Here is a 25113-nt window from a genome sequence, read left to right on the forward strand (position 1 = left end):
GTGACAACCACCCCGATTGCACGCGCATCACAAGCACGGTCCTTGGGCCGCATGCTTGTGGTGCGCGTGCTCGGCACCATCGGCATCCTGCTGGTGCTGTCCATCATCGTGTTCTCGATGCTGCATCTCGCCCCCGGCGACATCGTTAAGAACCTGCTCGGCAACCGGGCATCATCGCCAGAAGCCATCGCCGCCATCCGCGCGCAATACAACCTCGATCAGCCGCTGTATATGCAGTACCTGATCTGGTTGGGCAACACCCTCACCGGTGACTTTGGGCAGTCCATCCGCCTGCAAGATTCGGTGTCGAATGTCATTGGCTCGCGCCTCGGCATCACCGCCGCCCTCAGCGGACTCGCTTTCCTGCTCGCCGTGATCGTCGCCGTTCCGCTCGGCGTGCAGAGCGCCGTTCGTTCGGGAAGTTGGATCGACCGCTTCGCAACCGGCTTCGGAATCGTCGGCCTCAGCGCCCCCACCTTCGCCGTCGGCCTCCTCCTTCTCTATGTGTTCGCGTTCTACCTACCGATCTTCCCGGTCTATGGATCGGGCGACGGTGGCCTCGACACTCTCTGGCACCTCGTACTGCCCGCCATCACGCTGGCTCTGGGGCTCGGCGCCATCATCCTCAAGCTCACGCGCACCGCCATGCTGCGCGAACTCGAAAGCGACTACGTAACCTTTGGTCGCGCGCGGGGCCTGCCCGACCGCCAAGTGCATATGATCGCCCTGCGCAACGCCGCCATCCCGATCGTGACCGGCGCCAGCCTCGTACTGACCTTCCTGGTCGGCGGCACCGTACTCGCCGAAACGACCTTCGCACTGCCCGGACTCGGCACCCTGTTGCAAGGCTCCGTGCTGTTCAAAGACATCGCCGTCGTGCAAGCGCTCACCCTGCTGGTGGCCGTGACGATTGCAACCATCGCGCTGCTCGCCGACCTGGCGTACATCTTCCTCGACCCCCGCATCCGCGCCAAGGAGAGTGCTCAGTGAGCAGCACCGAAGCTATCGTCTTAGCGAAACTTCCGCGGTCGCGCCGTCGGCACCCGGTTGCCGTGTGGTTGTCACTCGCCCTGCTCGGAGTCGTCGCCTTCTTGGTGCTCTTCGGCAACCTTATTGCCCCGGATGCCACAGCCCAGTCGATCCTCGATTCCTTGCTGCCCCCGGGCAGCCCTGGTCACCTTCTCGGCACCGACGAACTCGGTCGCGACGTGCTTGCGCTGACGATCGCGGGAGCGGCATCCGCCCTCGTCGGTCCGGTGTGTGTTGCACTCGGGTCGATGATTCTCGGCATTCTGCTCGGCACGGTTGCGGGCTATTTGCGCGGCCCGATCGACTTCATCATTGGCCGCTGGACCGACCTGCTGTTCTCGCTTCCGCTGCTGCTGGCCGCGATCGTGGTCGCAGGCGTGTTTGGCGCTGGCTACTGGATGACCGTGCTGCTGCTGATCTTGCTGTTCTCGCCCTCCGACATCCGCATTGTGCGCGCCGGGGTGATGGAACAGGCCGCGCGCCCCTTCGTAGAGGCAGCCCAAATGCTGTCGCTCTCCAAGACCCGCATCATGTTCACGCAGGTGCTGCCGAACGTGTGGTCGCTGATCATCACCAACGCGATGCTCAACGTGGCCTTCGCGCTCGTGGCGTTCTCGTCGCTGTCGTTCTTGGGCGTCGGCGTTGCCCCCGGCACGGCCGATTGGGGCCGCCAGCTCACCGATGGTCGCGCCATCATGATCGACAACCCGGCAGCCGTTCTCGTGCCGGCACTGCTCATCATCGGCGTCGCTTCGGCCGCAAACCTTGTAGGCGACTGGCTCGGCCAAAACTTGACCAGAACGGGACGCTCATGACCGAGACCAGCATGACAAACGTGCCCGTGTCGGGCTCCGGATCGGGCATCGGCTCGACCGCTCAGGTGGCCGTTACCGGGCTCACGATCGACGGGCCGGCTGGCGTTGTTGTCGCCCCCTTCGACTTCTCCATCGCGCCAGGCGAAACCCTTGCGCTCATCGGCGAATCGGGCTCGGGCAAGACGCTCTCCGCCAAAGCAATCGCCGGGCTCCTGCCCGCTGGCTTCAGCGCCCGCGGCACCATCGCGCTGTCGAGTGCCACCATCGAACTGCCCTCAACGGATGCCGTATGGCGTGCGACCCGAGGTCGCCGCATTTCACTGCTGCTGCAAGATCCGTTCACGAGCCTGAGCCCCGTGCACCGCTGCGGCACCCAGATCGGGATGACGATCGATGCCGCGAGCGCGACCCGCCTCAGCCGCGAGGAACGCACCGCTCGCATCACGCGAAGCCTGGCCGAAGTGAACCTGCCCGCGGATGTTGCGCGCGCCTACCCGCACGAACTCTCCGGTGGAATGCGCCAACGGGTGGCCATCGCGGCGGCCCTCGCCACCGACCCCGAACTGCTCATTGCCGACGAGCCAACCACCGCTCTCGACGCGAGCAACCAGGGCGAGATCCTCGATCTCCTTCGGGGCCTGCAAGAGAAGCGCGGCATGGCTGCCCTGCTCATCTCGCACGACCTTGGCATGGTGCGCGGGCGTGCCGAGCACGTGCTCGTCATGCGCCACGGCGAGATTGTTGAGCGCGGTGTCACGAGCTCCGTGCTCAATGCGCCAAGCCACCCCTACACTCGGGCGCTGATCGAAGCCGACCCCTCGCTCACCGATCGCTCCGCCGGGGTCGTGCGTACGGCATCCGGGGCGGATGCTGGCGGCGATGCCACTACGAGCGCTGGTGACTTGGTCACCGCCACCGACATCGCCAAGAGCTTCGGCGATAAGACCGTGCTGCACGGAGTGAGCGTCACGGTGGGCCGCGGCGAGACCGTGGGCATCGTCGGCGAGAGCGGCTCGGGCAAGACCACAATCGCCCGCTGCGTCGCGGGGCTCGAGCACGAGACCAGCGGGGTGATCGAGTTTGACGGTGTCGCCCTCGCCGTGGGCCGCGCTTCACGCACGCCCAAGCAAATGCAGATCGTGTTCCAAGATCCGTACTCCTCGCTCAACCCGATGATCAGTGTTGGACGGTCGCTGAAGTTGGCGTTGCGGGTGGCGGGGCGTCCGGCATCCGACCTCAATGGCCTGCTGCAGTTGGTCGAACTGCCCACCGACTTCGCGAGCAAGCGACCGGCAGAACTGTCGGGAGGCCAACGCCAGCGTGTCGCCATTGCCCGCGCTTTGGCTGTTCAACCGCAGTTGCTCATCTGCGACGAATCGGTCTCCGCTCTCGACGTCTCGGTGCAGAAGCAGATTCTCGATCTGCTCGCCAAACTGCGCGTTGAACTCGGCCTCTCGATCCTTTTCATCTCGCACGACCTCGCCGTGGTGCGCCAGCTTGCCGACCGCGTGTACGTGCTGCGACACGGCGAAGTCGTCGAATCTGGTCAGTGCCACGACGTGCTCAACGCCCCGACTCATCCTTACACTCAGGCGCTCGTCGCAGCGTCCATTCACGAAGCACCCACTCACTGAGCTCGGCGCCACAAGCGCCCGACCTCGACCCGAAAGGACCCCGTGGACACCTCCACTCCTGCTGACCCTGCCGCGACAAACACGACCGACGCTGTCGTTGCTGTCGTTGGCGCGACCATCGGCGCTGCCCTCGTCCAGCTCTCGCCCACCGAGGTTCCCACGCCCCTCATCGAGGCTCTCGGCACCGACCGTGCCGCCGAATGGCAACGCGATCGCGAGCCCTATAACCCGCGGGTGTGGATGCTCGACTCCCCCACCGGCAGTGCGGCGGCCCTCACCTCGGGTCGCCCCAATACGCGCTACACGAAGCTCGTTGATCTCTGGGCCGACAGCGATGCTGCCGCCCAGAGTCTTCTCAGCGAACTGATCGCGGCTTCCGCGGAACGTGGCGACGCCGCCCTCAAGTGGCAGCTCCCGCTCGACACCGAGCTCCCCGCCTTCGCCGCCGACCTCGGCTTCACCGAACTGCGAACCCCTATCTCCTCGGCTGATGGCACTCAGGGCGTTCGCGGCTTCGTGCTGTGGCACGACGCCTGGCCGCACGAGCAACTGCGCTATTACGGCCAGACCACGCTCTTCACGTGTGGCGCTGTAGCCGCAATGACAGCCCTCAGTCACCTCGGCCTCGAACCCTTCGCCGACACCGAAGACGAGGATGCCCGCGAGCGCGAACTCGCCTTCTGGCGTTCGGCCACGAACTTCCCCGCGTGCGAACCTCTCGGTCTCGCGGTGGCGGTTCACGACGTGATCGCGCAGTCGGCCTCCGACATCAGTCTCGAACTGCACCTCGACACGACCGAGCCGACACTGCTCGAAACCTACGAGGGCGAAGAGCGCACGTTCCGCGAGCAGCTGCAGGAGCAGTCGCGGGCCGAAGCGGCGAGCCGCGGCATCCAGCAGCACACCGCCCCGCTGTCGATTGAGCAGATCACCGAGCGCGTTGCCGGCGGCGAGCTCGCGATTCTGTTGATCGAAGAAGAACCCATGCACGATGCCTCGACCCCGCACTGGGTCGTGGCGCACTCGGTGAAGGGCGACACGGTTCTGCTGAACGATCCGTGGATAACCGCCGAGCAGGGCGAGACCTGGGTTGACTCCCACGATCTGCCCGTCTCGATCGCGGTGCTCGACCAGATGGTCGCGTTCGGCGACCCCACTTATCGCGGAGTAATTTTTGTGGCACGCTAGCACTCACTGAGGTGACGATGGGTGAGGAGCCGCCGTGAGCAACCCGGAGAAGAACCCGGCCGAAGTGCTGTGCGAAACGCAGCCAGCGGCAGGCGTGCAACTACTTGAGCCTCGCGAAGTCCCGCTCGGTGGCCCACGCGCGATGAACGTGCGGCGCACTCTTCCGCAGCGGTCACGATCCCTCATCGGCGGGTGGTGCTTCGTCGACCACTACGGACCTGACACGACGCGGATGCTCGTGCCCCCGCATCCGCACACTGGATTGCAGACCGTCAGTTGGCTCTTCGCTGGCGACATCGAGCACCGCGATAGTGTCGGCAGTCTCGCTGCGGTACGCCCCGGCGAACTGAATCTGATGACGGCCGGCAGCGGCATTTCTCACTCGGAGATCTCGCCCGCCGAGCCCACGCTGTTGCACGGTGCGCAACTGTGGGTCGCGTTGCCGGATGCCCACCGGCACACCGCTCCGAGCTTCGAGAACTTCGCGCCGATCCCTTTCGATCTTCAGGGCGCAACCGTCAGCATCTTCATCGGTGAGCTTGCGGGCGTATCGTCGCCAGCGCGCGTCTTCTCTCCGCTTCTCGGCGCCCAACTCGACATCCCCGCCGGCACAACCGTGACGCTGCCCATCAATGCCAACTTCGAACACGGCGTGCTCGTGGATGCCGGTGCCGTGACTATCGCGGATGTCACGACCCCACCCGATCACCTGGCCTATCTCGCTCCCGGCGTGACCGAGCTCGTCATTAGCGCGTCGACGGATGCCCGACTCCTGTTACTCGGAGGTGAGCCACTCGGCGAATCCATCGTCATGTGGTGGAACTTCATTGGGCGCAGCCACGACGAGATTGTAGAGTTCCGCGCGCAGTGGCAGGCCGATGTGATCAACGGCGGAAACCCCGACGGTCGTTTCGGCACCGTCGCAGGGTGCGACGAAGCGCCATTGCCCGCGCCAGAGCTTCCCACAGTGCGACTCAAGCCGCGCGAATAGCTGTGCTCCGGTGACCGCGTTAGAGCGCGCCGCTCGAGTCTTCGCCGCCCACAGCCGTCACCCGCAACACAAGTGCCTCATCCGGATGCAGAATCGGCAGAGTGAGTCCAACCGACCCGAGCGCTGCGCCCGACAGCGTGAGCTCGCCGTCGTGCCACCACGCTGGCACAGTGCCCGGGTAGGTTACCGCTTCCGCACCCACATCGACGGGGGTGATGCGGTACAGACGGTGCGGGTCAAGCCCGGGCAAACGCCGGGCGGTGGGTACAGAATCGGTGGGGGTGGTGAGGCTCGTCACCCAGTACAGGGCGTCAGCCACAACGCCGTTGATGTCCTCCGCCACAACGCCGGTGATGATGGGGTCGGCGCTGAGTTCGCTGCGCACCACCCGCCCCGAATGGATGAGACCGCGAAGCGAGCGGTAGGCGCTCGCCCAGGTGCGCAACGCCTCCTGCTCCTCAGCGGTTGTCGTCGTGAGATCCCATTCGATGCCCGAGTGCCCCATGAGCGCGGTCGCGAGACGGAAGCCGAGAGAGAGCGAACGCCCCGACGTGTGCGCGGGCGAAGACCCCACGTGCGAGCCCAAGTATTCGAACGGCACGAGCAGGTTGGTCCAGCGCATGATCGAGAAACGGTCATGCGCATCGTTGGTGTCGGATGGCCACACTCGCTGCACGCGCTCGAGCACTCCGGCATCCACCCGCGCACCGCCAGAGGCGCACGACTCAATCTCGACGTGCGGGTAGCGCTCGCGCAGCTCATCCATGATGAGGTACGTTGCCGCGACATGACGATGCACCGAACCACCGAGCAGGTCGCGGTTCATGTCCCACTTGAGGTAGCTGATCGCGTACTCGTCGAGCAGCGCCGCAATCGCATCGCGCACATGCTCACGCGCGGCAGGGTTATCAAGATCGAGCACGTGCTGGTTGCGCCACGACTTCGGCAGCGGCCGGTCGTCGTCGCGCAGAATCCACTCCGGATGCTCGCGCGCAAGATCTGAGTCGAGAGACACCATCTCGGGCTCTACCCACAAGCCAAACTGCATCCCGCTGGCTGTCACTCGATCAACGAGTGGAGCGAGCCCCTCGGGCCATGACGTGGCGTCCACCGTCCAGTCGCCGAGCGCGCGCTTATCATCGGTGCGGCCGGTCATCCAGCCATCGTCGAGAACAAAACGCTCAACGCCGACGTCGGCTGCGGCATCCGCAAGTGCTGCGAGCTGGTCAAAGTTGTGGTCGAAGTAGACGGCCTCCCACGTGTTGAGGGTGAGCGGACGAGGTGTCGAAGGGTGCGCGGACAGACCACGGAACCACTCGTGGAAACGGTCGCTCAGCCCGTCGAGGCCGGCATTCGACCAGGCGGCGTAGGCCCACGGAGTTTCGTGCGTGTCACCGGTCGCGAGACGCACCTCGCCGGGAGAGAGCAGTTCGGCGACGCCCACCGTCGTATAGCCGAGCGCGAGGCGATCAATCCAGACGCGGGTATCGCCGCTGGTGCCGGCATGTACCGCCCACACCTCACCGTGGCGGAAACCAAAGCCGGGTGTTCCCGACACCGTGAGGAAGGAATCGTTGTGACCGCGGCGACCGTGGCGCGACTCGCGCAGCCAGGTTCCGTAGTCGATGGCGGAGCGCTGGGGTTGGCGTTCTGCCGCCCAGATTCCGCTGAAGTCGAGTCGCTCGCGCGCAACAGGCGGGAGCGGAAGAACAGTGGCCAACGACGACAGCTCGAAAGCCTCGGTGGCCGTGTTGGTCAATCGTGAACGGCTGCGCAGCACTCCGGCGGCAGACAGTTCAAAGTCGATAGTGAGGCTGAGGGCATCGTCGTCGACCAGCGTGACCGAGATACGATCGGGGGTCGGATGCTCGATGCTCGCGGTCTGCAGAGACGGCCGGCGCACACGCCCACCGCTTGCTCCGGCGGCCCGATCGTGGCGGCCCTCAAGACCGGGCAACCCGGTCCAGCCCTCGGCGAGCAAGGGAACGATGCTCAGCCGGAAAGGTTCGTCGATGGAACTCGGCCCGATGGCACGCTCGCGCGAATCTGCGAGCGCCGCGAGCTCGTCGCGGTCAAGTTCTCCGAGGTCTGCGCCCCAGTGCGTGATCGACGGCACGCCCGTGCCGCGAGCATCCAGCACGAAGCTGGTGCCCGCGGCACGGAGGTGAACGAGATCGTTCGTGTTATTCGTTGACAGCAATCGCGGCAGCCTTCATGGCGTCGATTGTCTTCTGCTGACCGTTGGTCAGGGCCTCCGAGAGGGTGCCCGAACCGGAGATTGCGGCGGAGAATCCGTCAGCAACATCCGTGTAGGTCTGCGTCATGGTCGGGCCCCACGTGAAGTTGGGGTTAACCTCGGCGCCGGCAGCAGCGAACACGTCGTAGATGTTCTGTCCGCCGTAGAAGTCCAGGCCTTCGGAGAATGCGGGCAGGTCGCCACCAGTCTTCGTTGCCGGGTAGATGTTTGCCGTCTTGTTCATGCTCGACAGTGCCTCAGGGTCAGTGTTCAACCAGAGTGCGAACTGTGCAGCCTCGTAGGGGTGTTCGCTTCCCTTGAGAACTGCGGTGCTCGATCCGCCCCAGTTGCCGGCAGCGGATTCGCCTTCGTTCCACTGCGGCATCTGAGCTACAGCCCAGTTGCCTGCGGTGTCAGGAGCACCACTCGTGATGGTGTTTGCTCCCCAGACTGCGGAAACCCAGCTCCAGACGTCACCCGAGTTGTAGCCGTTGTTCCACTCGTCGGTCCACGGCGGGAGAACAGCAACGAGGTCCTGGTCAATCAGGTTCTGCCAGTACTCAGCGACCATGATCGATTCGGGCGAGTCGAGGGTTACGTCCCACGCTTCACCGTCGTTCTCGAACCACTGGCCATCTGCCTGCCAAACGAGACCGGCGAAGGCGTTGATGTCGCTCTGTGAGAAGTTGGTGATGTAGCCACCCTCTGCGCGAACGGCCTTGGCTGCTTCTTCGAATTCTGCCCAGGTGGTCGGAATGTCAATTCCGGCTTCCTCGAACAGGTCGGCACGGTAGAAGAGACCCTCGGGGCCGGTGTCCTGCGGCACTGCGTACACAGCGTTTTCTTCACCGAATGTGACCTGGCTCCAGGTCCAGTCAATGAACTGGTCCTGAGCATCCAGAACTCCGGCACAGTCGGCGATGTTGACGACGCCGTCTTGTACACGGAAGTTGGGCAGTGCGTCGTATTCGATCTGACCGAGGTCAGGCGCGTTGCCTGCTTCGATCTGGTTGAAGAAGTTGTTGTACGTTCCGCCGTTACCGTTCGGTCCAGTCTGAACTTCAACCTGGATGTCGGGGTTGGCTTCGTTCCAGATAGCGACGGCGTCTTCCATGCCGGGCAACCAAGTGGTGAAGTTGAGCGTTACGGGTCCATCCGACGGGGCGCACGCGGCGGCGTCAGTGCCACCGTCTGTGCTGGCTCCGGTTGAGCATGCTGTGAGTGCGAGCGCGGAGACGAGCACCAATGCTCCTCCAGCGCGAGCTATGCGATTAGCCATGCGATTACCTTCCTTGCGATTGTGATTGTGGTGTGGTGCGGGGTTTCCCTCGGGGTAAGCCGAGTGGTCGAGAGGGCGACTACTTGATTGCGCCCGTTCCCAGCCCACTGCGCCAGAAGCGCTGCAGGCTGAGGAAAGCAATGATGAGCGGGATGATCGACAGCAGGGCACCGATGATCACGTACGCCCGAATTTCGGGAATCTGGCTGACTTGGCTGTTCCAGATATAGAGGCCAAGCGTGACGGGGAATAGCTTCTCGTCGCGCAGCATGATGAGCGGCAGGAAGAAGTTGTTCCAGATCGTGACGAATTGGAAGAGGAAAATCGTGACCATTGCCGGCGTCATCAGTCGAGTGGCAACCGTAAAGAAGGTACGCACCTCGCCCGAGCCGTCGATACGGGCAGCTTCAACAAGTTCGTCTGGCACGCTCGAGGTCGCATAAATGCGGGCAAGGTACACACCGAACGGGCTCACGATGCTCGGCAAGAACACCGACCAGAACGTGTTGGTGGCGCCCACCTGGCTGAAGACCAAGAACAGCGGAAGCGCGAGAGCCGTTGCCGGAACCAGCACGCCACCGAGCACCACGTTGAAGAGGGTTTCGCGGCCGCGGAAGCTGTACTTCGCCAGCGCGTAGCCCATCATCGTCGCGAAGAGTGTTGCGATGGCAGCACCCGCACCGGCGTAGAGCACGCTGTTGAGCATCCAGCGGAAGAAGACGCCGTCGCGGTAGGCCGCCAAGTTGCCGATGTTCTCGATGAGGTTGAAGTCAGCGAACCAGAGCGGTGCGCTTGTCGTGAAATCGGCGCGGTCTTTCGTCGCGGCCACGAAGAGCCACCAGATCGGCACCAAGAAGTAGAAGGTGCAGATAGCCATGACGAGCATGGCGCCGGCCCGAGAGAACAGGCTTTCGCGAGGACCGTTGTGCTTCTTCACGGGAGTTGTCGTGGCACTCATCAGTCAGCCTTTCGCTGGGTGAACTTGAGCACGGTGAACGAGAGCGCGAAGGTGAAGAGCGCGAGCACGACCGAGAAAGCGGCGGCGAGGTTCACGTTCGGCACCGAGGCTGTCGAGTAAATGAGCAAGTTGGGCGTGAACGTGCTGGTCACGGCCGAGGTGAAGCTCTTGAAGACCTGAGGTTCAGCGAGCAGCTGCAGCGTTCCGATGATCGAGAAAATGGCGGTGAGCGTAATCGCGGGGGTGATCAACGGAATCTTGATCGACCAGGCGATGCGAGCCTGCGACGCACCATCGAGGCGAGCGGCTTCGTAGATCTCGCTGGGGATCGCGAGCAGCGCCGAGTAGATGATGATCATGTTGTAGCCCACGAACACCCACGTCACAACGTTCGCGATGGCCCACAGCACGAGGTCGGCACCGAGGAAGTTGATCTCGCTCGTGATCGCGGTGAACGGCGACAGCTTGGGCGAGTAGAGGAAGCCCCACATGACCGCCGCGATAACACCGGGAACGGCATACGGTGCGAAGAACGCGAGGCGGAAGAAGCGCTTGCCTCTGACGAGCGGGGAGTCCAGCAGCAGCGCAAGCAACAACGCGAGGCCGAGCATGATCGGCACCTGCACGACACCGAAGGTGAGCACCCGAAGAATGGATGACCAGAAAGCGTCGTCCTGGAACACTCGTGCGTACTGCACGAAGCCACCAAACACCTCGGTGGGCTTACCGAACGTTCCTTCTCGTTCAACCGTCAGCAGCGACTGATAGATCGCGACCAGGATCGGCAAGATGTAGAACAGGGCAAACAGCACCGAGAACGGGGCGATAAAGAACAGCACCGCTCCACGGTTCTTCGTGGCTTTGGTAGCGCGGCGAACCTTCTTCGTCACCGCCTTCTTAGGTGTGGCGGGCGTAGCAATGTCTGTAGTCATCGCGTTGCTCCTTCTTCGACAGTCAGGCGGATGACGCGAACGCCACCAGCGGGAACAGCCACCGAACCTGTGACCGTAGTTTCCGTCAACAATTCTGCGCCGTCGGCGGGGAAAGAAATTTCATGCGCGCTGTGGTTAATCACAAAGCGGAAGCGGTCGGTGTCGTTTGAACGCGTCACGACTTCAACACCGGCGGGCAGATCGAGCGCCTCGACGCCAGCCTCGTTGAGTGCGCGGCCCATGAGGTCCGCAAAGCTCGGAGCGTCGAGTGCGGTTGCCACGTACCACGCAGCTCCCGAACCGAAGCGATTGCGAGTGACGGCCGGCCCACCAGGAATGGGGCCGGACGCGAACTCGGCAACGACATCCGCTGTGGTGGGGCGGACGTGCTCAGCCCAGATGCTCGCCTGACCGCCATCGTTCAGCAGCAGACGTGTTTCGGGCTTCACGGGCATGAACTGTTCGGTCCAGACGCCAAGCATGTCGCTGAACGCACCGGGAGGGGTCTCGCCGGTGACATCCAGGCGGATGCCGTCGGTTTCGTCCACGATGCCGGAGAAGAACGTGACAACCGCGTTGCCACCGCCCGCAACGTAGTCGCTGATGACGGCCGCACTCGCGTCGTCGACGAGGTAGAGGCTAGGAACGATGACGAGCGTGTAGGCGTCGAGCGCAGCACCGGGTGCGACGATATCGACCGTGACGCCATTCGCGCTTGCAGCGTTGTAGGCCGCATGAACCTGCTCGAGGTAGCGCACGGCAGACGATGGCTGCGAGTCGCCCTCGGCCGCCCACCAGGATTCCCAGCTGAAGACGAGTGCAACGGACGCCTCGACCCGAGTGCCCGCGAGAGTCTCGAGGGAGTGGAGTTTCTCACCCAGGTCGAGGGTCTCGCGCCACACAGCAGTGTCAGTACCAGCGTGAGGGAGCAGGGCCGAATGAAATTTCTCGGCGCCTTGTCGCGACGCTCGCCACTGGAAGAAGCAGACGGTGTCTGCTCCCCGAGCAACGTGCGTCAACGTGTTGCGAAGCATTTCACCCGGCTGCTTGGCCAAGTTGTATGGCTGCCAGCTCACTGCGCTGCTGGCCTGCTCCATGAGCATCCACGGCGAACCCTGGGCAAGCCCACGAGTCAGGTCAGCCGCGAACGAGAGTTCATTATTCGGATGCGGCAGCCGGTGATCGAGGTAGTGATCGTTGGCGATGACATCCATTTCGCTCGCCCACTGCCAGTAGTTCTGGCTGCGGATGTGCGCGGTCACCATGAAGTTCGTGGTCACCGGGATGCTGCTCTTAGAGCGCAACAGCGACGCTTCGGCCTTGTAGTAGCCGAGAAGTTCGTCGGAGCTGAAGCGGTTGAAGTCGAGTCGTTGCGCAGGGTTTGCCGACGAGAGCGTGATCCGGGGCGGGAGAACTTCATTCCAGTCGCTGTAGCGCTGGCTCCAGAAGGTCGTGCCCCAGGCGGCGTTGAGGCCATCGATGGTCTCGTAGCGCGACTGCAACCAGACGCGGAACGCGGCTGCGGAGGTGTCGCAGTAGCAGTGCGCGTTGTGGCATCCGAGTTCGTTGGAGACGTGCCACATCGCGAGCGCTGGGTGGCTGCTGTAGCGCTCGGCTACTTTCTCGACAAGGCCGAGAGCTGCCGTGCGGAACTCGGGAGAACTCGGGCACCAGCCTTGGCGGCCACCCTGCCAACGGCGGGTGCCGTCGGCCGCGGTGGGCAAGATATCGGGGTGCGCCGTCGTAAGCCACGCGGGCGGCGATGAGGTGCCGGTGCCGAGGTTTACGCGGATGCCGGCAGAGTGCAGCAGATCCATGATCGCGTCGAGGCGAGTGAAGTTGTACTCCCCCGCTCGCGGCTCAATCTCAGCCCAGCCGAAGATGTTGATCGCGACGAGGGTGACCCCGGCCTCACGCATGAGGGCCACATCCTGCTGCCACACTTCTTCTGACCACTGCTCGGGGTTGTAGTCACAACCGAGCACGAGGGAATCGGGTGACCAGCTCGCGACGCGATCTGCGCGGGGTGTGGTCACGCGTGCCTCCTTTGGCGATGGGCGCAGCTGCTGAGTCAGCAGTTCTGCTCACAATTGTTCGGATTCTGTGAACGTGCACAGAACCTGACCCACAAAAATTGGCGACAATCTCTGGGAGCGTTCACAGACTAAGCGAGCCTTATTCGCTCTGTCAAGCATTCGGCGTGTCTGTGAGCGTGAACAGTCCCGCGAAACGGGGCCAGTGCCGCACCCGTGAGAGCGCTAGCATGGGGTTATGGCAACACCTGGGGCACGACCACGCCGCGCGACAATTTTCGACGTAGCGGCCGAGGCCAACGTCTCCCGTGGCACCGTCTCCCGCATGCTCAACGGCGAACCGTACGTTTCTGACTCGGCTCGGGAGGCCATCGAGAAGGCCATCGCCAAAGTCGGCTACGTGCGCAATATGGCGGCTCGCAACCTCGCAACCCAGCGTTCCAAGGCAATCGCGCTCATCGTGCACGAGCCCCACTCGGTCTTTCTCGAAGACCCCAACATCGGCGCGATTCTTCTCGGCACCAACGAACGCCTCTCCGAAGCGGACTACCAACTCGTCTGCCTCATCATCGGTTCCGACCGCGACAGTGCTCGCATTGCCGACTACCTCCGCGGTGGATTCGTCGACGGCGCCGTCATCGTCTCGGCCCGCGAACACGACCCCATTGCCGACGCCATCGCCCACATTGGACTCCCCGCCGTCTTCGTCGGTCACCCCATGAGCGCGCCCGACATGCCCTACGTCGGCATCGACAACCGCGGCGCAGCCCGCGATATCACCCGCGAGCTCCTCTCCACCGGGCGCAAGAAAGTCGGCATGATTGCCGCCGCCCTCGACCGCGACTCCGGTAGCGAACGACTAGCCGGTTTTCGGGATGCCCTGGGCGACCAGTTCGACGAGAACCTGGTTGTCGACTTTCCGCTTTACTCGCGCAACAGCGGCGTTGAGGGAATGAAAGCCCTCCTCGACCGCGCCGGAGACATCGACGGAGTCTTTGCGGCATCCGATGCTCTCGCTGCCGGCGCCATGGATGTGCTGCGCGAACGCGGGCGCTCAGTGCCCGGAGACATCGGCATCGTTGGTTTCGATGACAGCGACTGGGCGATGCGGTGCCAACCCCAACTCACGACAGTGCGTCAGCCAGCCGATCTCTTGGGCCGAGAAGCGGCATCCATGGTGTTAGAACTCGTCAACGGCATCACACCGGAAACTCCCGGTCGCATTCTGCCCACCGAAATCAAACTGCGTGGCTCGGCCTAAAACCCCACCTCTGGTGCTCAGCAGGAAACTACTGCAGCGACCAACTGGTGCCTAGGCGGTCGGTAGTGACCAGGCGGTCGGCGGTACCTACGCGGTAGGTGTTGACTCGGCCTGAGCGGCAACCTTGGCGCGCTCTTCAGCTTCGATCTTGGCGTAGCTGTCACGTTCGGTGCGGTCAGAACGAATAATGGCCGACATGACGATCCAGAAAATGGCGCCAATAGCAATCGTCGGGATGACGGAGAAGATGGCGTTCGACCAGAATTCTTGAGGCACGTTTCTAGCCTAACCGTTGACGAAGGTGACAATGGCGATGAGAACGACAAGTCCCACGAGAGTCACAGTCATGATGAGCCGTGAAGATTTGCGATCCACTACTGAGCCTTCACCATAACGCCGACGAGTCCCGAGATGACCATGAAGAGGCCAGCGCCCGCCACGAGTACCCAGAGCGCAATGCGCATGGGGGTGATCGTCGACTTCTTCGGAGACTCAGCCGCATCCGGCGTCTCAGCCGCATCCGGAGTCTCGTTGGGCACTGGGTCAGTCATTGTCGTGCTTACTTAACCAGCGGGAAGAGGATGGTTTCGCGGATGCCAAGGCCCGTGATGGCCATCAGCAAACGGTCGACACCGACACCGATTCCACCGGTCGGGGGCATACCGTGCTCGAGAGCGCGGATGAAGTCTTCGTCTAGGCGCATGGCTTCAACGTCGCCTTGGCTCGCGAGGAGTGCCTGCTCGACGAAACGTTCGCGCTGAATAACGGGGTCAACGAGCTCGGAGTAGCCGGTGGCCAATTCGAAGCCACGAACGTAGAGGTCCCACTTTTCAACAACACCTTCGATGCTGCGGTGGTCGCGCACGAGCGGGCTCGTGTCGACGGGGAAGTCCATGACGAAGGTCGGGTGGTCGAGGCCCGGCTTGACGTAGTGCTCCCACAGCTCTTCCACGTACTTGCCGTGGGTGGGCTGAGTGACCTCGATGCCAACGGCATCCGCCAACACCTTCAGTTCGTCGGCGGGAGTCTGCGGCGTGACGCTCAGGCCAGCTGCTTCGTTGAGGGAGTCGTACATCGAGATACGCGCCCACTCGCCGCCGAGGTCATACTCGGTGCCGTCGGAGAGAGTGACGAGCGTGGAGCCCGTCACGGCGAGCGCGGAGTTCTGCACGAGCTCCTGCGTGAGGTCTGCCATCTGGTTGTAATCGCCGTAGGCCTGGTACGCCTCGACCATCGCGAACTCGGGCGAGTGCGTGGAGTCAGCGCCCTCGTTACGGAAGTTGCGGTTGATCTCGAACGCGCGCTCAATGCCACCGACAACGGCACGCTTCAAGAACAGCTCGGGAGCAATGCGCAAGTACAGCTCAGTGTCGAACGCGTTCGAGTGCGTGACGAAGGGGCGAGCGGATGCTCCACCGTGCATCGTCTGCAGCATCGGCGTTTCGACTTCGAGGTAGTCGTGCGCGGCGAACGTGGCGCGCAGGCTGGCGTTCACCTTGGCGCGAGCGCGCACCGTGAAGCGGGCCTGGTCGCGAACGATGAGGTCGAGGTAGCGGCTACGAACGCGCTGTTCGTCGCTCAACTCGGAGTGCAGGTTGGGCAGGGGAAGAACGGCCTTGGCCGCAATCTTCCATTCCTTGACCATGACCGAAAGCTCGCCGCGGCGGCTCGAAATGACTTCTCCACTCACGAAGAGGTGGTCACCGAGGTCAACGAGTTCTTTCCACAGCGCGAGCGAATCGTCGCCCACTTCGCCGAGAGAAACCATGACCTGGATACGCTGGCCGTCACCGGACTGCAGCGAGGCAAAGCACAGCTTGCCCGTGTTGCGGAGATGCACGATGCGACCCGCGAGACCAACGACATCGCCGGTGGTGTCATCCGCTTCAAGCGACGGGTACTTCTCGCGCACGGCCGGAATGCTCGTGGTGATCGCGACGCCGACCGGGTAGGCCTCAGCGCCCGAATCGATGAGTCGCTGACGCTTCTCTAACCGAACGGCTTTTTGCTCAGAAACTTCAGCTTCGGTGGGCTCGGGGGCGTTAGCGGCGTCATTCACGCCCTCAATCGTAGCCGGGATAAGGCAACACTGCCGCGCCCAAGAATGCGCCCGAAAACTAGCCGACGTAGAGGGTCGCGTTGTCGATCAGACGGGTCTCCCCCACACGGGCAGCGACGAGGGCAGCAGCGGGCCCACGGTACCCATCGGGCACCGGCATGAAGGTGTCGGTGTCAACGACAGTGAAGTAGTCGAGCTCCACACCCGATGCCCCCATGAGTGCACCCTGCGCGGCGGCGATCACGGCGTCAAGGCCGCTGTCGGCGGCCGAGGTTGCAGCGTTCAATGCTGTCGACAGGATGGATGCTGCTTCGCGCTGGTGAGCATCCAAGAACTGGTTGCGGCTGGAGAGGGCGAGGCCGTCTTCTTCGCGCACGGTTTCGATGATCTCGAGCTGCACCGGGATGTTGAGGTCGGTGATCATGCGGCGAACGAGAAAGAGTTGCTGGCCATCTTTCTGGCCAAAGGTGACGAACTGCGGGCTTGTGATGGCGAGCAGTTTGGCGACAACGGTGAGCACACCGTCGAAGTGGCCGGGGCGCGTTTTGCCCTCGAACATGGTGCCGATCTGGCCGGCCGAGATCGTGGTGGAGGTTGGCCCCTTCGGGTACATTTCCTCCACGCTGGGGGCGAAGACGTAGGGAACCCCCAGCTCGCCAAGCATGTCGAGATCGTCATCCATCGTGCGCGGATACTTGTCGAGATCTTCGGTGGCACCGAACTGGGTGGGATTCACAAAGATCGAAACGATGCGCACATCGGCGAGCTCGGCGGCGCGCTCAACATGAGCGAGGTGACCCTGGTGAAGCGCACCCAGCGTGGGCGTCAAAGCAATAGTGCGGCCAGCGGCGCGCTCGTGCGCAACCACATCGCGCATACCCGCGACGGTCTCAATAACTTGCGGGCGGGGGTGTGAACTCACGAGGGGTCCTCCTGTGAATGGGGCCTCGGCTCGGGGTCGAGCAAGGAAACATCGATGCTAGTCGCAGTTGCACGCGCAAGCGCACTCTCGACCGAGGACCGCAACAGCGGACCTAAAACACGCGCGGGGGCATCCACCCCGACGCTGCCGAGCAAATCTAAAGATTGACGGACAATCGCGGCCGAAAAGCTAGTGGCGGTACTGACCGCTTCGGCCCACGCAGCACGCTCGTCTTCGGAGATCACGATCGGCTCGGCACCCATCTCCACGACGAGAGCTTGCGCAATCGGCAATACCGGAGTGGGGGCACTGACGGCGCAATAGGTTTCGTGCAGGCGCGTGAGGTCAAGGCTTGTTCCCGTGAACACCATGGCCGGATGTACGGCGAGCGGAATCGCGCCGGCAGCAAGCGCAGGCGCCAACGCCTGATAGCCGAGCCCCGGCGCAGTGTGCAGCACGAGTTGCCCCGGTTGCCACACTCCAGCATCGGCGAGACCCTTCGCGAAGGACTCAATCTCGCCCTCGGGAATCGCCAGAATCACAAGCTCGCTGCGTTCAACCAGAGTCGGGATGTCGAGCACGGGAACGTCGGGAAGGATCGCGCTTGCACGCTCAAGGTTGCGCTCTGACGTCGCCGCGATTCCGACGATTGCATGGCCCGCGCCGGCGAGGGCTGCGCCAAGAATCGGGCCGACCTTTCCCGCGCCAATGATGCCGATTCCGAGTCGGCCAGCTGCCTGCGCCATTACGCGTTGTCCTCACGTGGTGTTGGTGCCGGGGACTCGGCGTCCACGCCAGCACTGCGCCAGCGGTGACTCGTGTCGACGCCTGCGGCATGCACAGCCGCGTGCTCAACCTCATCGAAGAAGCGCACAACATCGTTGCGGTCGAGCGCACCGATGGTGGCCGAAATCGGCCCCGCAACAGTGTGAATTCGCAGCTCAGCAAGACCCATGCGACGCAGCAGCGGACCCTCGTTCATGCTGACGCTCTGCATGCGGGCTTGAGGCACAAGCACGAGGGAACGCCAGATGGCTCCCTTGCGGAGCGCTACGGCATCCGAAATCAGCACGAAACCATTGCGGCGCCAGGAGAACCAGCGCAGCCAGGCCGCCCGCTTGGGCGAGGTGACGTAGTCGTCATCGTGGGCTCCAGCGGCAAGACCGCACTCGAGCAGTTCCCGCGACTTGGCGTCAGCGAGGCTCGGCAGAATGAGTTGCAGCACGCGGTGCACATCGGCCATATCTCCGACCGGGAGCAGCGTTGTCTTCGCGGTCGCACCGCTTGAGCTTGTTGCTTGCGAGGCGGTGTTGATCTTGATTTCCCACCAGCCGGCAGCGCGCCATAACAGCGGCTGCGATACCTCAACCGCGTGAATGCGGCCGGGCGGGAGCGTCTCATTGGTCGTCGACAACAGGCCATAACCGACCCGGATGCCGTCGTCCGTTGCCGCGATGGAGTACCGAAGCGAGCGCGTCAGTCTGGAAGCCAAATAACCGCCGAGACCGAGAAAGCCCGGGAGGAGCGCAAAGATCCAGCCGTAGTCGCCAGTAACGATGATCGTCGTGATGATGCCGATGCCCACCAGAATCGCGATGATGGTCGCTTCGCTGAGCACGAGAGAACCGATGAGCCGCGGGATGCTGATGCGCACGATCGACTCTGGCGGCGCGGCATGGGGGTCGAGCTCTGGGGCCAAGAATTCGTTGACGCGCGACTCCACCACACCCGTGACACCGGTCGGGGCTTGTGCGGCTGCATCGGCCGCTGCTTCAGCCGCGCGGGTGCCCGAGGCGAGCTGCAAGATCGCGACTCGTAAATCGTCGGCGCCAGCGGAGCCGAGATAGGCCAGCTCAACGTTGGCGTCTTGACCTGCCACATTCACTTCGAGCTTGGCGGCCCCAAACAGGCGTGCCAAGAATGGCCGCGAGATATTGATGCCCTGAATGCGATCTAGTCGTCCACGACGGTTGGTGCGGAACAGGATGCCGCTGCGCACCTCAACAAGCTCGTCCGTGATGCGGAAGGTGTGCATCCGCCACGACAGATAAAAACCACCGACGCTCAGAATCAGGATGACGAGCACGGCGAGAATCGCCAAAATGATCAGGCTTGACTCGGCAAAACGCTCCAAGAAACGCAGTTCTCGGCTGCCGCCGCCAAAAATGGTGTCGAGAAAGACGTCGCGGGCGTTGACGATGATGACACCGATGATTGCCACGAACGCGATGCCGCCGCGCAAGAACGGCGTTGCCGGGTGCAGTCGATGCCACTCGCCGTCTGCAAGGCGACGAGCGCTCTCGGGCACCGTGAGCGCCACGGCGGGAGCAGCAGGCTCGGCAGCGTTCAGGTTCGCAGGCTCAGTTGCGTTCACGGACTCCAGCGGTTCTCGAGGCTCCAGCGGCTCGGCGGGCTCGCGCGGGTCGCTCACAGTCCGGCCCTGCGGCTCTCGGCCAGGGCGACGAGCGTGTCTCTCAACTCCTCAGCATCCTGCTCAGGAAGGCCAGGAATCACCACACCGGTGGATGCCGCGGCCGTCACAAACTTGAGTTCGCTGAGGCCAACGGCGCGATCGAGGGGTCCGCGGTTGATGTCGACGAGCTGCATGCGGCCATAGGGCACAGCAACCACGCGGCGGAACATCAGTCCGCGACGAAAGACCAGGTCATCCTCGCGCAGCATGTAGCCGATCGCCCGCACTCGCCGCGGGGTGAGTGCGATGTTGATGACGAAGATGATGCCGAGCGAAATCGGAATTACGGCAAGCCACTGGATTCCGGTGATGAAGGTCGGGATCGACGTTCCCACCGTGAGGATAATGCCCGTAATGAGCAGCCCGACCGCTTCTACGATGGTGTACTTGCGGGAGACGCCGCGCCACTCGGCGTCGGGGAGATCAAGTCGCTCGGTCACGCTGCTCCTTGGGGGTCCATCGGGTTCTGCGACGACGGGTCGTCATCATCAGGCGGGATGGTGCACAAATATTCAGCGACCAATCCTGCGATCAGCAACACTATCGCGCCAGCCGAAACGACGAAGCTCGTGCCGATGGCGCCGGTTTCGGGAGAAACGGTGCGGCTCAGCAGGTAGACCGCGATGCCGAGGGCGGTTCCGCCAAGGAGAGCCCCGGCGAAGCTCGATGCTTTCGCGAGCACGACAACGCGCAGCGCGAAGAAGGGATTCACGCGTTCTTTGCGCAGCCCGCGTGATGAGCGGTAGATGGGCACTGCCAGCACGACCACGATCACGGCGATCAAGAAGAGCGAGACCGCCAAGGCGACCGAGGGGGTCACAATCGGGTTTCCGGATGCCGTCAACAACACTTCGAGCAACCAGCCGACGGCTGCTCCCGCCGCGGCAATGGTGACCAAGTGCACGGCTGACGTGCGGGCTACCACAGGGGTTCCGCCTCAAACTCGGTGGCGTCGTTCTCGATGCCGGCAAGGGCGTCCGCCGCGCTTCCGATTCCGGCGAGGTGCGCGTGGGGGTCGAGCTGCAGCAGCGGCACGAGCACGAACGATCGTTCGGCGGCCCGCGGATGCGGAATCGTCAGAAGTTCGTCATCCACTTGCAGGTGCGCGAAAGAAATGATGTCGATGTCGAGCGTGCGATCGCCCCAGCGTTCGTCGCGCACGCGACCATGCTCAGCCTCGACGCGCTGCAGCTCAGCGAGGAGAGCGTGGGGCTCCAGCGAACTGCGCGCTAACACGACCGCGTTGAGATACGCGGGCGCAGAGTGGTCGATGCCGGAGAGTTTCAGGGCCGGAGTCTGCACAATGCTGGAGGCGGCATCCACGGTCACACCGTCGATGCGGTTGATGGCGTGCACGGCATCGCGCAGGGTGGTTTCGCGGTCGCCAAGATTGCTGCCGATGGCAAGCATCACCGGCAACTCGACGTGCAGTCGTTGCTGTCGCATCACGGCAGCGGCTGCGGTTCTGCGCTGAAGCCGGCGGTCTGGGCGCGGGCTGCACGCTGACGAGTGATGGTGACCGAGACATCGGTGAACGGCACCGTGATGGGTGCTTCTGGTTTGTGGAGCGTGATCTTGGTGCTCACGGCGGCCTCGTGTGCGAGCACTACAGCGGCGATGCGTTCGGCAACCGTCTCGATGAGATCGACCGGGTTGCTCTCGACGGCGGCGACGATCTCTTCGGCCAAGACGCCGTAGTGAATGGTGCGGTCAAGGTCGTCGGTGCGGGCAGCGGCTGCAAAGTCGAGATACACGGTCGCGTCGATCACGAAGACTTGACCATCGCGACGCTCGTGGTCGAAGACGCCATGAAAGGCAGTGGCGCGCAAGCCGGTGAGGGTGATTTCGTCCAGTGCGGGATTCATCGTTTCTTGCCCTTCTGCATAGCTCGATACACGGAAAGTGCAATGTGCGTTGACGGAACATCGTGCACCCGAACGGCCCACATGCCCGCCTCGGCGGCGACATTGCTGATCACTGCGGTAGCCAGGTCGCGTTCGGCTGGCGGCGCATCGGCCGGAAGCATTTTTGCGAGAAAGCGTTTGCGTGACGCCCCGATCAGCACCGGATGCCCCAGCGACGCAATCTCATCGATACGCGCGAGCAGCGCCCAGTTGTGGCGGGCGTCTTTGGCAAAGCCCAGGCCGGGATCGAGCACCACCCGATTGGGCTTCACTCCCCACACCATCATTTCTGCCAGACGCGCCTTCAGCTCGCTGCGCACGTCGTCAACCACGTCGTCATAGTGCGCGAGTTGCCCCATCGTGGTGCTGTGCCCACGCCAGTGCATCGCAATATAAAGCAGATCTGTTTCGGCAACGGTGCGGTACATCTCGGGGTCAGCAAGCCCACCAGAGACATCATTGATGATGGATGCTCCCGCATTCGCCGCGGCCAGTGCTGTCTCGGCATTCATGGTGTCGATGCTCACGGTCACGCCTTCAGCCGTGAGCGCCTTGATCACCGGGATTACCCGCTGCTGCTCCGCCGCGGCTGAGACCCGTTCGGCACCGGGGCGAGTCGATTCGCCACCGACATCGACGACATCCGCGCCTTGGTTGCGCAGTTCGATGCCTCGCGCAATGGCGGCGTCCACATGTTCGAACTGGCCGCCGTCGCTAAAAGAATCAGGCGTGACATTGAGGATGCCCATGATTTGGGGAACCGCCACGCGAGGGTTTCTACGCATCGCCACCTCGGCCGATGAGCGCCATCACTTCAGCGCGTTCCACTGGATCGCTGAGAACTCCACGAGACGCCAAAGTCACAGTGGAGCTGGCGGTCTGGCGGGGTCCGCGAGCCGAAACACAGCCGTGAACAGCATCAATAACAACGAGCACTCCACGCGGCGACAGCCCCGTGTTGATCGCCTCGGTGATCTCCTCGGTCAGTCGCTCCTGCAGTTGCGCGCGCGCGGCAATCGTCTCCACGACCCGCGCAATATTGCCCAGGCCGATGATGCGCTCATCCGGGACATAGGCGACATGCGCGACGCCCAAGAACGGCAACAGGTGATGCTCACACATGGACCGAAACTCGATGTCACGCACGAGCACCAGCTCGCCCGTCTGATCCGCCTTAGCGGTGAACTCGATGCTGTCGGAGAGGTGCACGAGAGGGTCGATCGTGTTGCCTGCGAAGAACTCGGAGTACGCCTCGGCGACCCGACGCGGGGTGGCGGTGAGGCCTGCCCGCTTCGGGTCTTCGCCGACGGCATCCAGAATCTCGGCTACCGCAGCTTCAATGCGTGCGAGGTCGATCGACATAGTGTCCTAGGCCGTTGCTACCCCGGGCGACTTGCGTGGCCGTGGGGTGCGTGCCGGCTTCGAAGGGGTGCTTTCGTCGCTGTCGCTTGCGTCAGCCTTCGGCACCTTCTTCTTGGGAACCTTGATGGGAGGCAACTGCGACACGGGGCGTGCGTCGCTCGAGAGCCACTGGGGACGCTCGGGAAGCTTGGCGATTCCCTTGAAGATCTTGTCGAGCTCGACGTGGTCGAGGGTCTCTTTCTCCATCAACTCGAGGGCGATCTTGTCGAGCACCTTGCGGTTCTCGTTGAGCATCTGCCATGCCTCGTCGTGAGCTTTCTCGATCAACAGCCGAACTTCTTCGTCAATGATCTTGGCGAGCTCTTCGGAGTATTCGCGGCTCGAGCTCATGTCGCGACCCATGAAGGGTTCGCTTGAGGCACTGCCCAGCTTCACGGAACCGATTCGGGCACTCATGCCGTATTCGGTGACCATGCGGCGAGCAATCGAGGTGGCCTTTTCGATGTCGTTGGATGCCCCGGTCGTCGGGTCGTGGAACACGATTTCTTCCGCAACACGACCACCCATCGCGTAGGCGAGCTGATCGAGCAGCTCGTTACGCGAAACGGAGTACTTGTCTTCGAGCGGCATCACCATCGTGTAGCCGAGCGCACGACCGCGAGGAAGAATGGTGATCTTCGTGACGGGGTCGGTGTTGCGCATCGAGGCAGCAGCCACCGCGTGACCACCCTCGTGGTACGCCGTGACGAGCTTCTCTTTGTCGTTCATGAGGCGCGAACGACGCTGCGGGCCGGCCATGACACGGTCAACGGCCTCGTCGAGAGCACGGTTGTCGATGAGCTGCGCGTTGGAGCGCGCGGTCAGCAAGGCTGCTTCGTTGAGCACGTTCGCCAGGTCGGCACCGGTGAAGCCGGGCGTCTTGCGAGCGAGCACTTCGAGGTCAACGCCCTCGGCCATGGGCTTGCCCTTGGCGTGCACTTCGAGAATCTGCTTGCGACCGATCTTGTCGGGAGCATCCACACCAATCTGACGGTCAAAACGACCAGGGCGCAGAAGCGCGGGGTCGAGAACATCAGGGCGGTTCGTTGCGGCGATGAGGATCACGTTGGCGTTCACGTCGAAGCCATCCATCTCGACCAGCAACTGGTTGAGAGTCTGCTCGCGCTCATCGTTACCGCCACCGATTCCGGCACCACGGTGACGACCAACAGCATCGATCTCGTCGATGAAGATGATTGCGGGAGCATTCTGCTTGGCCTGCTCGAAGAGGTCGCGAACACGGCTTGCACCGACACCCACGAACATTTCGACGAAGTCAGAACCAGAGATTGTGTAGAACGGCACGCCAGCTTCACCCGCGGTGGCCTTGGCCAGCAGGGTCTTACCGGTTCCGGGAGGGCCGTACAGCAGTACGCCCTTCGGGATGCGGGCGCCAACAGCCAAGAACTTGGCCGGTTCTTTCAGGAAGTCTTTGATTTCTTCGAGCTCTTCGATGGCCTCGTCAGCACCAGCGACATCCGCAAAAGTGGCCTGCGGGGTGTCTTTACCCACGAGCTTGGCCTTCGACTTGCCGAACTGCATAACCTTGCCGCCGCCACCCTGCATGCGGCTGAAGATGAAGAAGAAGATGATGCCGATGATGAGGAACGGCAGCATGATCGAGAGGAAGGAGACGAAGAAGTTTTCCTGCGGAACCTGGTCGTTGAACTCCTTGACGTCGGCGCCGTTGACAGCAGAAACGATCTCGGTGCCACGCGGTGCTACGTAGTAGAACTGCACCTTCGTTCCGTTGTCGCCGTCGGCTTTGGAGAGCTCGAGGTCAACGCGCTGCTCACCGTCAATGATGGTGGCTGATGACACCGTCGATCCCTGAAGAAGGTCGAGGCCCTCTTGAGTGGTGATCTCTTTGTAGCCCTCGCCGAGGAGAAGGCTCGCGGCGATCGAGACGGCGGCGATACCGATGATGATGTACGGAACGGGGCCGCGGAAAATGCGCTTAAAATTCATGATGTTCCGGGTCGGGTGACCCAGTGCCTC

Annotated in this window: 24 protein-coding genes; 6 read left to right on the plus strand and 18 right to left on the minus strand. The window is 63.1% G+C overall.

The features are described 5' to 3' along the window. From ACWFSR_RS12545 to ACWFSR_RS12565, 5 genes are read left to right on the plus strand one after another with little or no spacing between them, the layout of a single operon-like run. Positions 1-990 carry an ABC transporter permease gene (locus ACWFSR_RS12545; RefSeq protein WP_447522515.1) on the plus strand — a complete coding sequence of 330 codons (990 nt, stop codon included), beginning with the start codon at positions 1-3 and terminating at the stop codon, positions 988-990. Next, on the plus strand, positions 987-1844 hold the full coding sequence (locus ACWFSR_RS12550) for an ABC transporter permease (protein WP_447522516.1): 858 nt from the start codon (positions 987-989) through the stop codon (positions 1842-1844). Before ACWFSR_RS12545 ends, ACWFSR_RS12550 begins: the two co-directional genes overlap by 4 nt. After that, positions 1841-3478 carry an ATP-binding cassette domain-containing protein gene (locus ACWFSR_RS12555; RefSeq protein WP_447522517.1) on the plus strand — a complete coding sequence of 546 codons (1638 nt, stop codon included), beginning with the start codon at positions 1841-1843 and terminating at the stop codon, positions 3476-3478. The genes ACWFSR_RS12550 and ACWFSR_RS12555 overlap by 4 nt, the downstream gene beginning before the upstream one ends. A gap of 42 nt (positions 3479-3520) precedes the next feature. Continuing rightward, positions 3521-4666: a peptidase C39 family protein gene (locus ACWFSR_RS12560; protein WP_447522518.1), complete on the plus strand. Its 1146-nt coding sequence runs from the start codon at positions 3521-3523 to the stop codon at positions 4664-4666. 34 nt (positions 4667-4700) lie between these two features. Next, a complete protein-coding gene (locus tag ACWFSR_RS12565; protein ID WP_447522519.1) occupies positions 4701-5657 on the plus strand; it encodes a pirin family protein in 957 nt (318 codons plus the stop codon). Between the two features lie 19 nt (positions 5658-5676). Here the strand turns inward: ACWFSR_RS12565 and ACWFSR_RS12570 are convergent, their stop codons facing one another. The 5 genes from ACWFSR_RS12570 to ACWFSR_RS12590 all read right to left on the minus strand — a co-directional run bounded on the left by ACWFSR_RS12570 (position 5677) and on the right by ACWFSR_RS12590 (position 13098). Beyond that, complete coding sequence (locus ACWFSR_RS12570) at positions 5677-7857, minus strand: alpha-galactosidase (protein WP_447522520.1); 2181 nt, start codon at positions 7855-7857, stop codon at positions 5677-5679. Beyond that, entirely contained in the window at positions 7841-9172 is a 1332-nt protein-coding gene (locus tag ACWFSR_RS12575) for an ABC transporter substrate-binding protein (protein WP_197106558.1), read from the minus strand. The genes ACWFSR_RS12570 and ACWFSR_RS12575 overlap by 17 nt, the downstream gene beginning before the upstream one ends. A 79-nt stretch (positions 9173-9251) precedes the next feature. After that, entirely contained in the window at positions 9252-10130 is an 879-nt protein-coding gene (locus ACWFSR_RS12580; RefSeq protein ID WP_197106559.1) for a carbohydrate ABC transporter permease, read from the minus strand. Further along, positions 10130-11062, minus strand: coding sequence for a carbohydrate ABC transporter permease (locus ACWFSR_RS12585; protein ID WP_197106560.1), 933 nt, complete (start codon positions 11060-11062; stop codon positions 10130-10132). The genes ACWFSR_RS12580 and ACWFSR_RS12585 overlap by 1 nt, the downstream gene beginning before the upstream one ends. Next, positions 11059-13098 carry a beta-galactosidase gene (locus ACWFSR_RS12590; protein ID WP_447522521.1) on the minus strand — a complete coding sequence of 680 codons (2040 nt, stop codon included), beginning with the start codon at positions 13096-13098 and terminating at the stop codon, positions 11059-11061. The genes ACWFSR_RS12585 and ACWFSR_RS12590 overlap by 4 nt, the downstream gene beginning before the upstream one ends. 235 nt (positions 13099-13333) lie before the next feature. On the opposite strand from ACWFSR_RS12590, the gene ACWFSR_RS12595 reads away from it, so the two are divergent. Then, on the plus strand, positions 13334-14356 hold the full coding sequence (locus ACWFSR_RS12595) for a LacI family DNA-binding transcriptional regulator (protein WP_197106562.1): 1023 nt from the start codon (positions 13334-13336) through the stop codon (positions 14354-14356). 87 nt (positions 14357-14443) lie between these two features. On the opposite strand, the gene ACWFSR_RS12600 is transcribed toward ACWFSR_RS12595, so the two are convergent. The 13 genes from ACWFSR_RS12600 to ftsH all read right to left on the minus strand — a co-directional run bounded on the left by ACWFSR_RS12600 (position 14444) and on the right by ftsH (position 25083). Further along, a complete protein-coding gene (locus tag ACWFSR_RS12600) occupies positions 14444-14632 on the minus strand; it encodes a hypothetical protein (protein WP_197106563.1) in 189 nt (62 codons plus the stop codon). A 98-nt stretch (positions 14633-14730) separates the two neighbouring features. Continuing rightward, entirely contained in the window at positions 14731-14907 is a 177-nt protein-coding gene (locus ACWFSR_RS12605; RefSeq protein ID WP_447522522.1) for a hypothetical protein, read from the minus strand. An 8-nt stretch (positions 14908-14915) separates the two neighbouring features. Further along, positions 14916-16415 carry a lysine--tRNA ligase gene (gene lysS, locus ACWFSR_RS12610; protein ID WP_197109413.1) on the minus strand — a complete coding sequence of 500 codons (1500 nt, stop codon included), beginning with the start codon at positions 16413-16415 and terminating at the stop codon, positions 14916-14918. Between the two features lie 58 nt (positions 16416-16473). Further along, the gene (gene panC / locus ACWFSR_RS12615; RefSeq protein WP_197106566.1) at positions 16474-17337 is read right to left on the minus strand and encodes a pantoate--beta-alanine ligase; all 864 of its coding nucleotides are present in this window, start codon (positions 17335-17337) and stop codon (positions 16474-16476) included. Continuing rightward, positions 17334-18083, minus strand: coding sequence for a DUF2520 domain-containing protein (locus ACWFSR_RS12620; RefSeq protein WP_447522523.1), 750 nt, complete (start codon positions 18081-18083; stop codon positions 17334-17336). Before ACWFSR_RS12620 ends, panC begins: the two co-directional genes overlap by 4 nt. After that, positions 18083-19768: a PH domain-containing protein gene (locus ACWFSR_RS12625; protein ID WP_447522524.1), complete on the minus strand. Its 1686-nt coding sequence runs from the start codon at positions 19766-19768 to the stop codon at positions 18083-18085. Before ACWFSR_RS12625 ends, ACWFSR_RS12620 begins: the two co-directional genes overlap by 1 nt. After that, on the minus strand, positions 19765-20250 hold the full coding sequence (locus ACWFSR_RS12630) for a PH domain-containing protein (protein WP_129072312.1): 486 nt from the start codon (positions 20248-20250) through the stop codon (positions 19765-19767). The genes ACWFSR_RS12625 and ACWFSR_RS12630 overlap by 4 nt, the downstream gene beginning before the upstream one ends. Further along, positions 20247-20735 (minus strand): DUF3180 domain-containing protein, encoded by a 489-nt coding sequence (locus tag ACWFSR_RS12635; RefSeq protein WP_129072313.1) that lies wholly within the window; start codon positions 20733-20735, stop codon positions 20247-20249. Before ACWFSR_RS12635 ends, ACWFSR_RS12630 begins: the two co-directional genes overlap by 4 nt. Next, positions 20729-21256 carry a 2-amino-4-hydroxy-6-hydroxymethyldihydropteridine diphosphokinase gene (gene folK / locus ACWFSR_RS12640; protein ID WP_447522525.1) on the minus strand — a complete coding sequence of 176 codons (528 nt, stop codon included), beginning with the start codon at positions 21254-21256 and terminating at the stop codon, positions 20729-20731. Before folK ends, ACWFSR_RS12635 begins: the two co-directional genes overlap by 7 nt. Continuing rightward, entirely contained in the window at positions 21256-21675 is a 420-nt protein-coding gene (gene folB / locus ACWFSR_RS12645) for a dihydroneopterin aldolase (protein ID WP_197106568.1), read from the minus strand. Before folB ends, folK begins: the two co-directional genes overlap by 1 nt. Continuing rightward, positions 21672-22481, minus strand: coding sequence for a dihydropteroate synthase (gene folP / locus ACWFSR_RS12650; protein ID WP_307784206.1), 810 nt, complete (start codon positions 22479-22481; stop codon positions 21672-21674). The genes folB and folP overlap by 4 nt, the downstream gene beginning before the upstream one ends. A 10-nt stretch (positions 22482-22491) precedes the next feature. Then, the gene (gene folE / locus ACWFSR_RS12655; RefSeq protein ID WP_197106569.1) at positions 22492-23076 is read right to left on the minus strand and encodes a GTP cyclohydrolase I FolE; all 585 of its coding nucleotides are present in this window, start codon (positions 23074-23076) and stop codon (positions 22492-22494) included. Positions 23077-23082: 6 nt separating this feature from the next. Continuing rightward, entirely contained in the window at positions 23083-25083 is a 2001-nt protein-coding gene (ftsH, locus tag ACWFSR_RS12660) for an ATP-dependent zinc metalloprotease FtsH (RefSeq protein WP_197106570.1), read from the minus strand. Between the last annotated feature and the right edge of the window lie 30 nt (positions 25084-25113).

The sequence above is a fragment of the Salinibacterium sp. NYA9b genome (assembly GCF_976973725.1).

Bases quoted from the DNA above. Each gene is read 5' to 3' on its own strand.
- ACWFSR_RS12555 (WP_447522517.1), top strand. From the start codon at position 1,841: ATGACCGAGACCAGCATGACAAACGTGCCCGTGTCGGGCTCCGGATCG.
- ACWFSR_RS12575 (WP_197106558.1), bottom strand. From the start codon at position 9,172: ATGGCTAATCGCATAGCTCGCGCTGGAGGAGCATTGGTGCTCGTCTCC.
- ACWFSR_RS12580 (WP_197106559.1), bottom strand. From the start codon at position 10,130: ATGAGTGCCACGACAACTCCCGTGAAGAAGCACAACGGTCCTCGCGAA.
- ACWFSR_RS12585 (WP_197106560.1), bottom strand. From the start codon at position 11,062: ATGACTACAGACATTGCTACGCCCGCCACACCTAAGAAGGCGGTGACG.
- ACWFSR_RS12595 (WP_197106562.1), top strand. From the start codon at position 13,334: ATGGCAACACCTGGGGCACGACCACGCCGCGCGACAATTTTCGACGTA.
- ACWFSR_RS12605 (WP_447522522.1), bottom strand. From the start codon at position 14,907: ATGACTGACCCAGTGCCCAACGAGACTCCGGATGCGGCTGAGACGCCG.
- ACWFSR_RS12620 (WP_447522523.1), bottom strand. From the start codon at position 18,083: ATGGCGCAGGCAGCTGGCCGACTCGGAATCGGCATCATTGGCGCGGGA.
- folK (WP_447522525.1), bottom strand. From the start codon at position 21,256: ATGCGACAGCAACGACTGCACGTCGAGTTGCCGGTGATGCTTGCCATC.
- folB (WP_197106568.1), bottom strand. From the start codon at position 21,675: ATGAATCCCGCACTGGACGAAATCACCCTCACCGGCTTGCGCGCCACT.
- folE (WP_197106569.1), bottom strand. From the start codon at position 23,076: ATGTCGATCGACCTCGCACGCATTGAAGCTGCGGTAGCCGAGATTCTG.
- ftsH (WP_197106570.1), bottom strand. From the start codon at position 25,083: ATGAATTTTAAGCGCATTTTCCGCGGCCCCGTTCCGTACATCATCATC.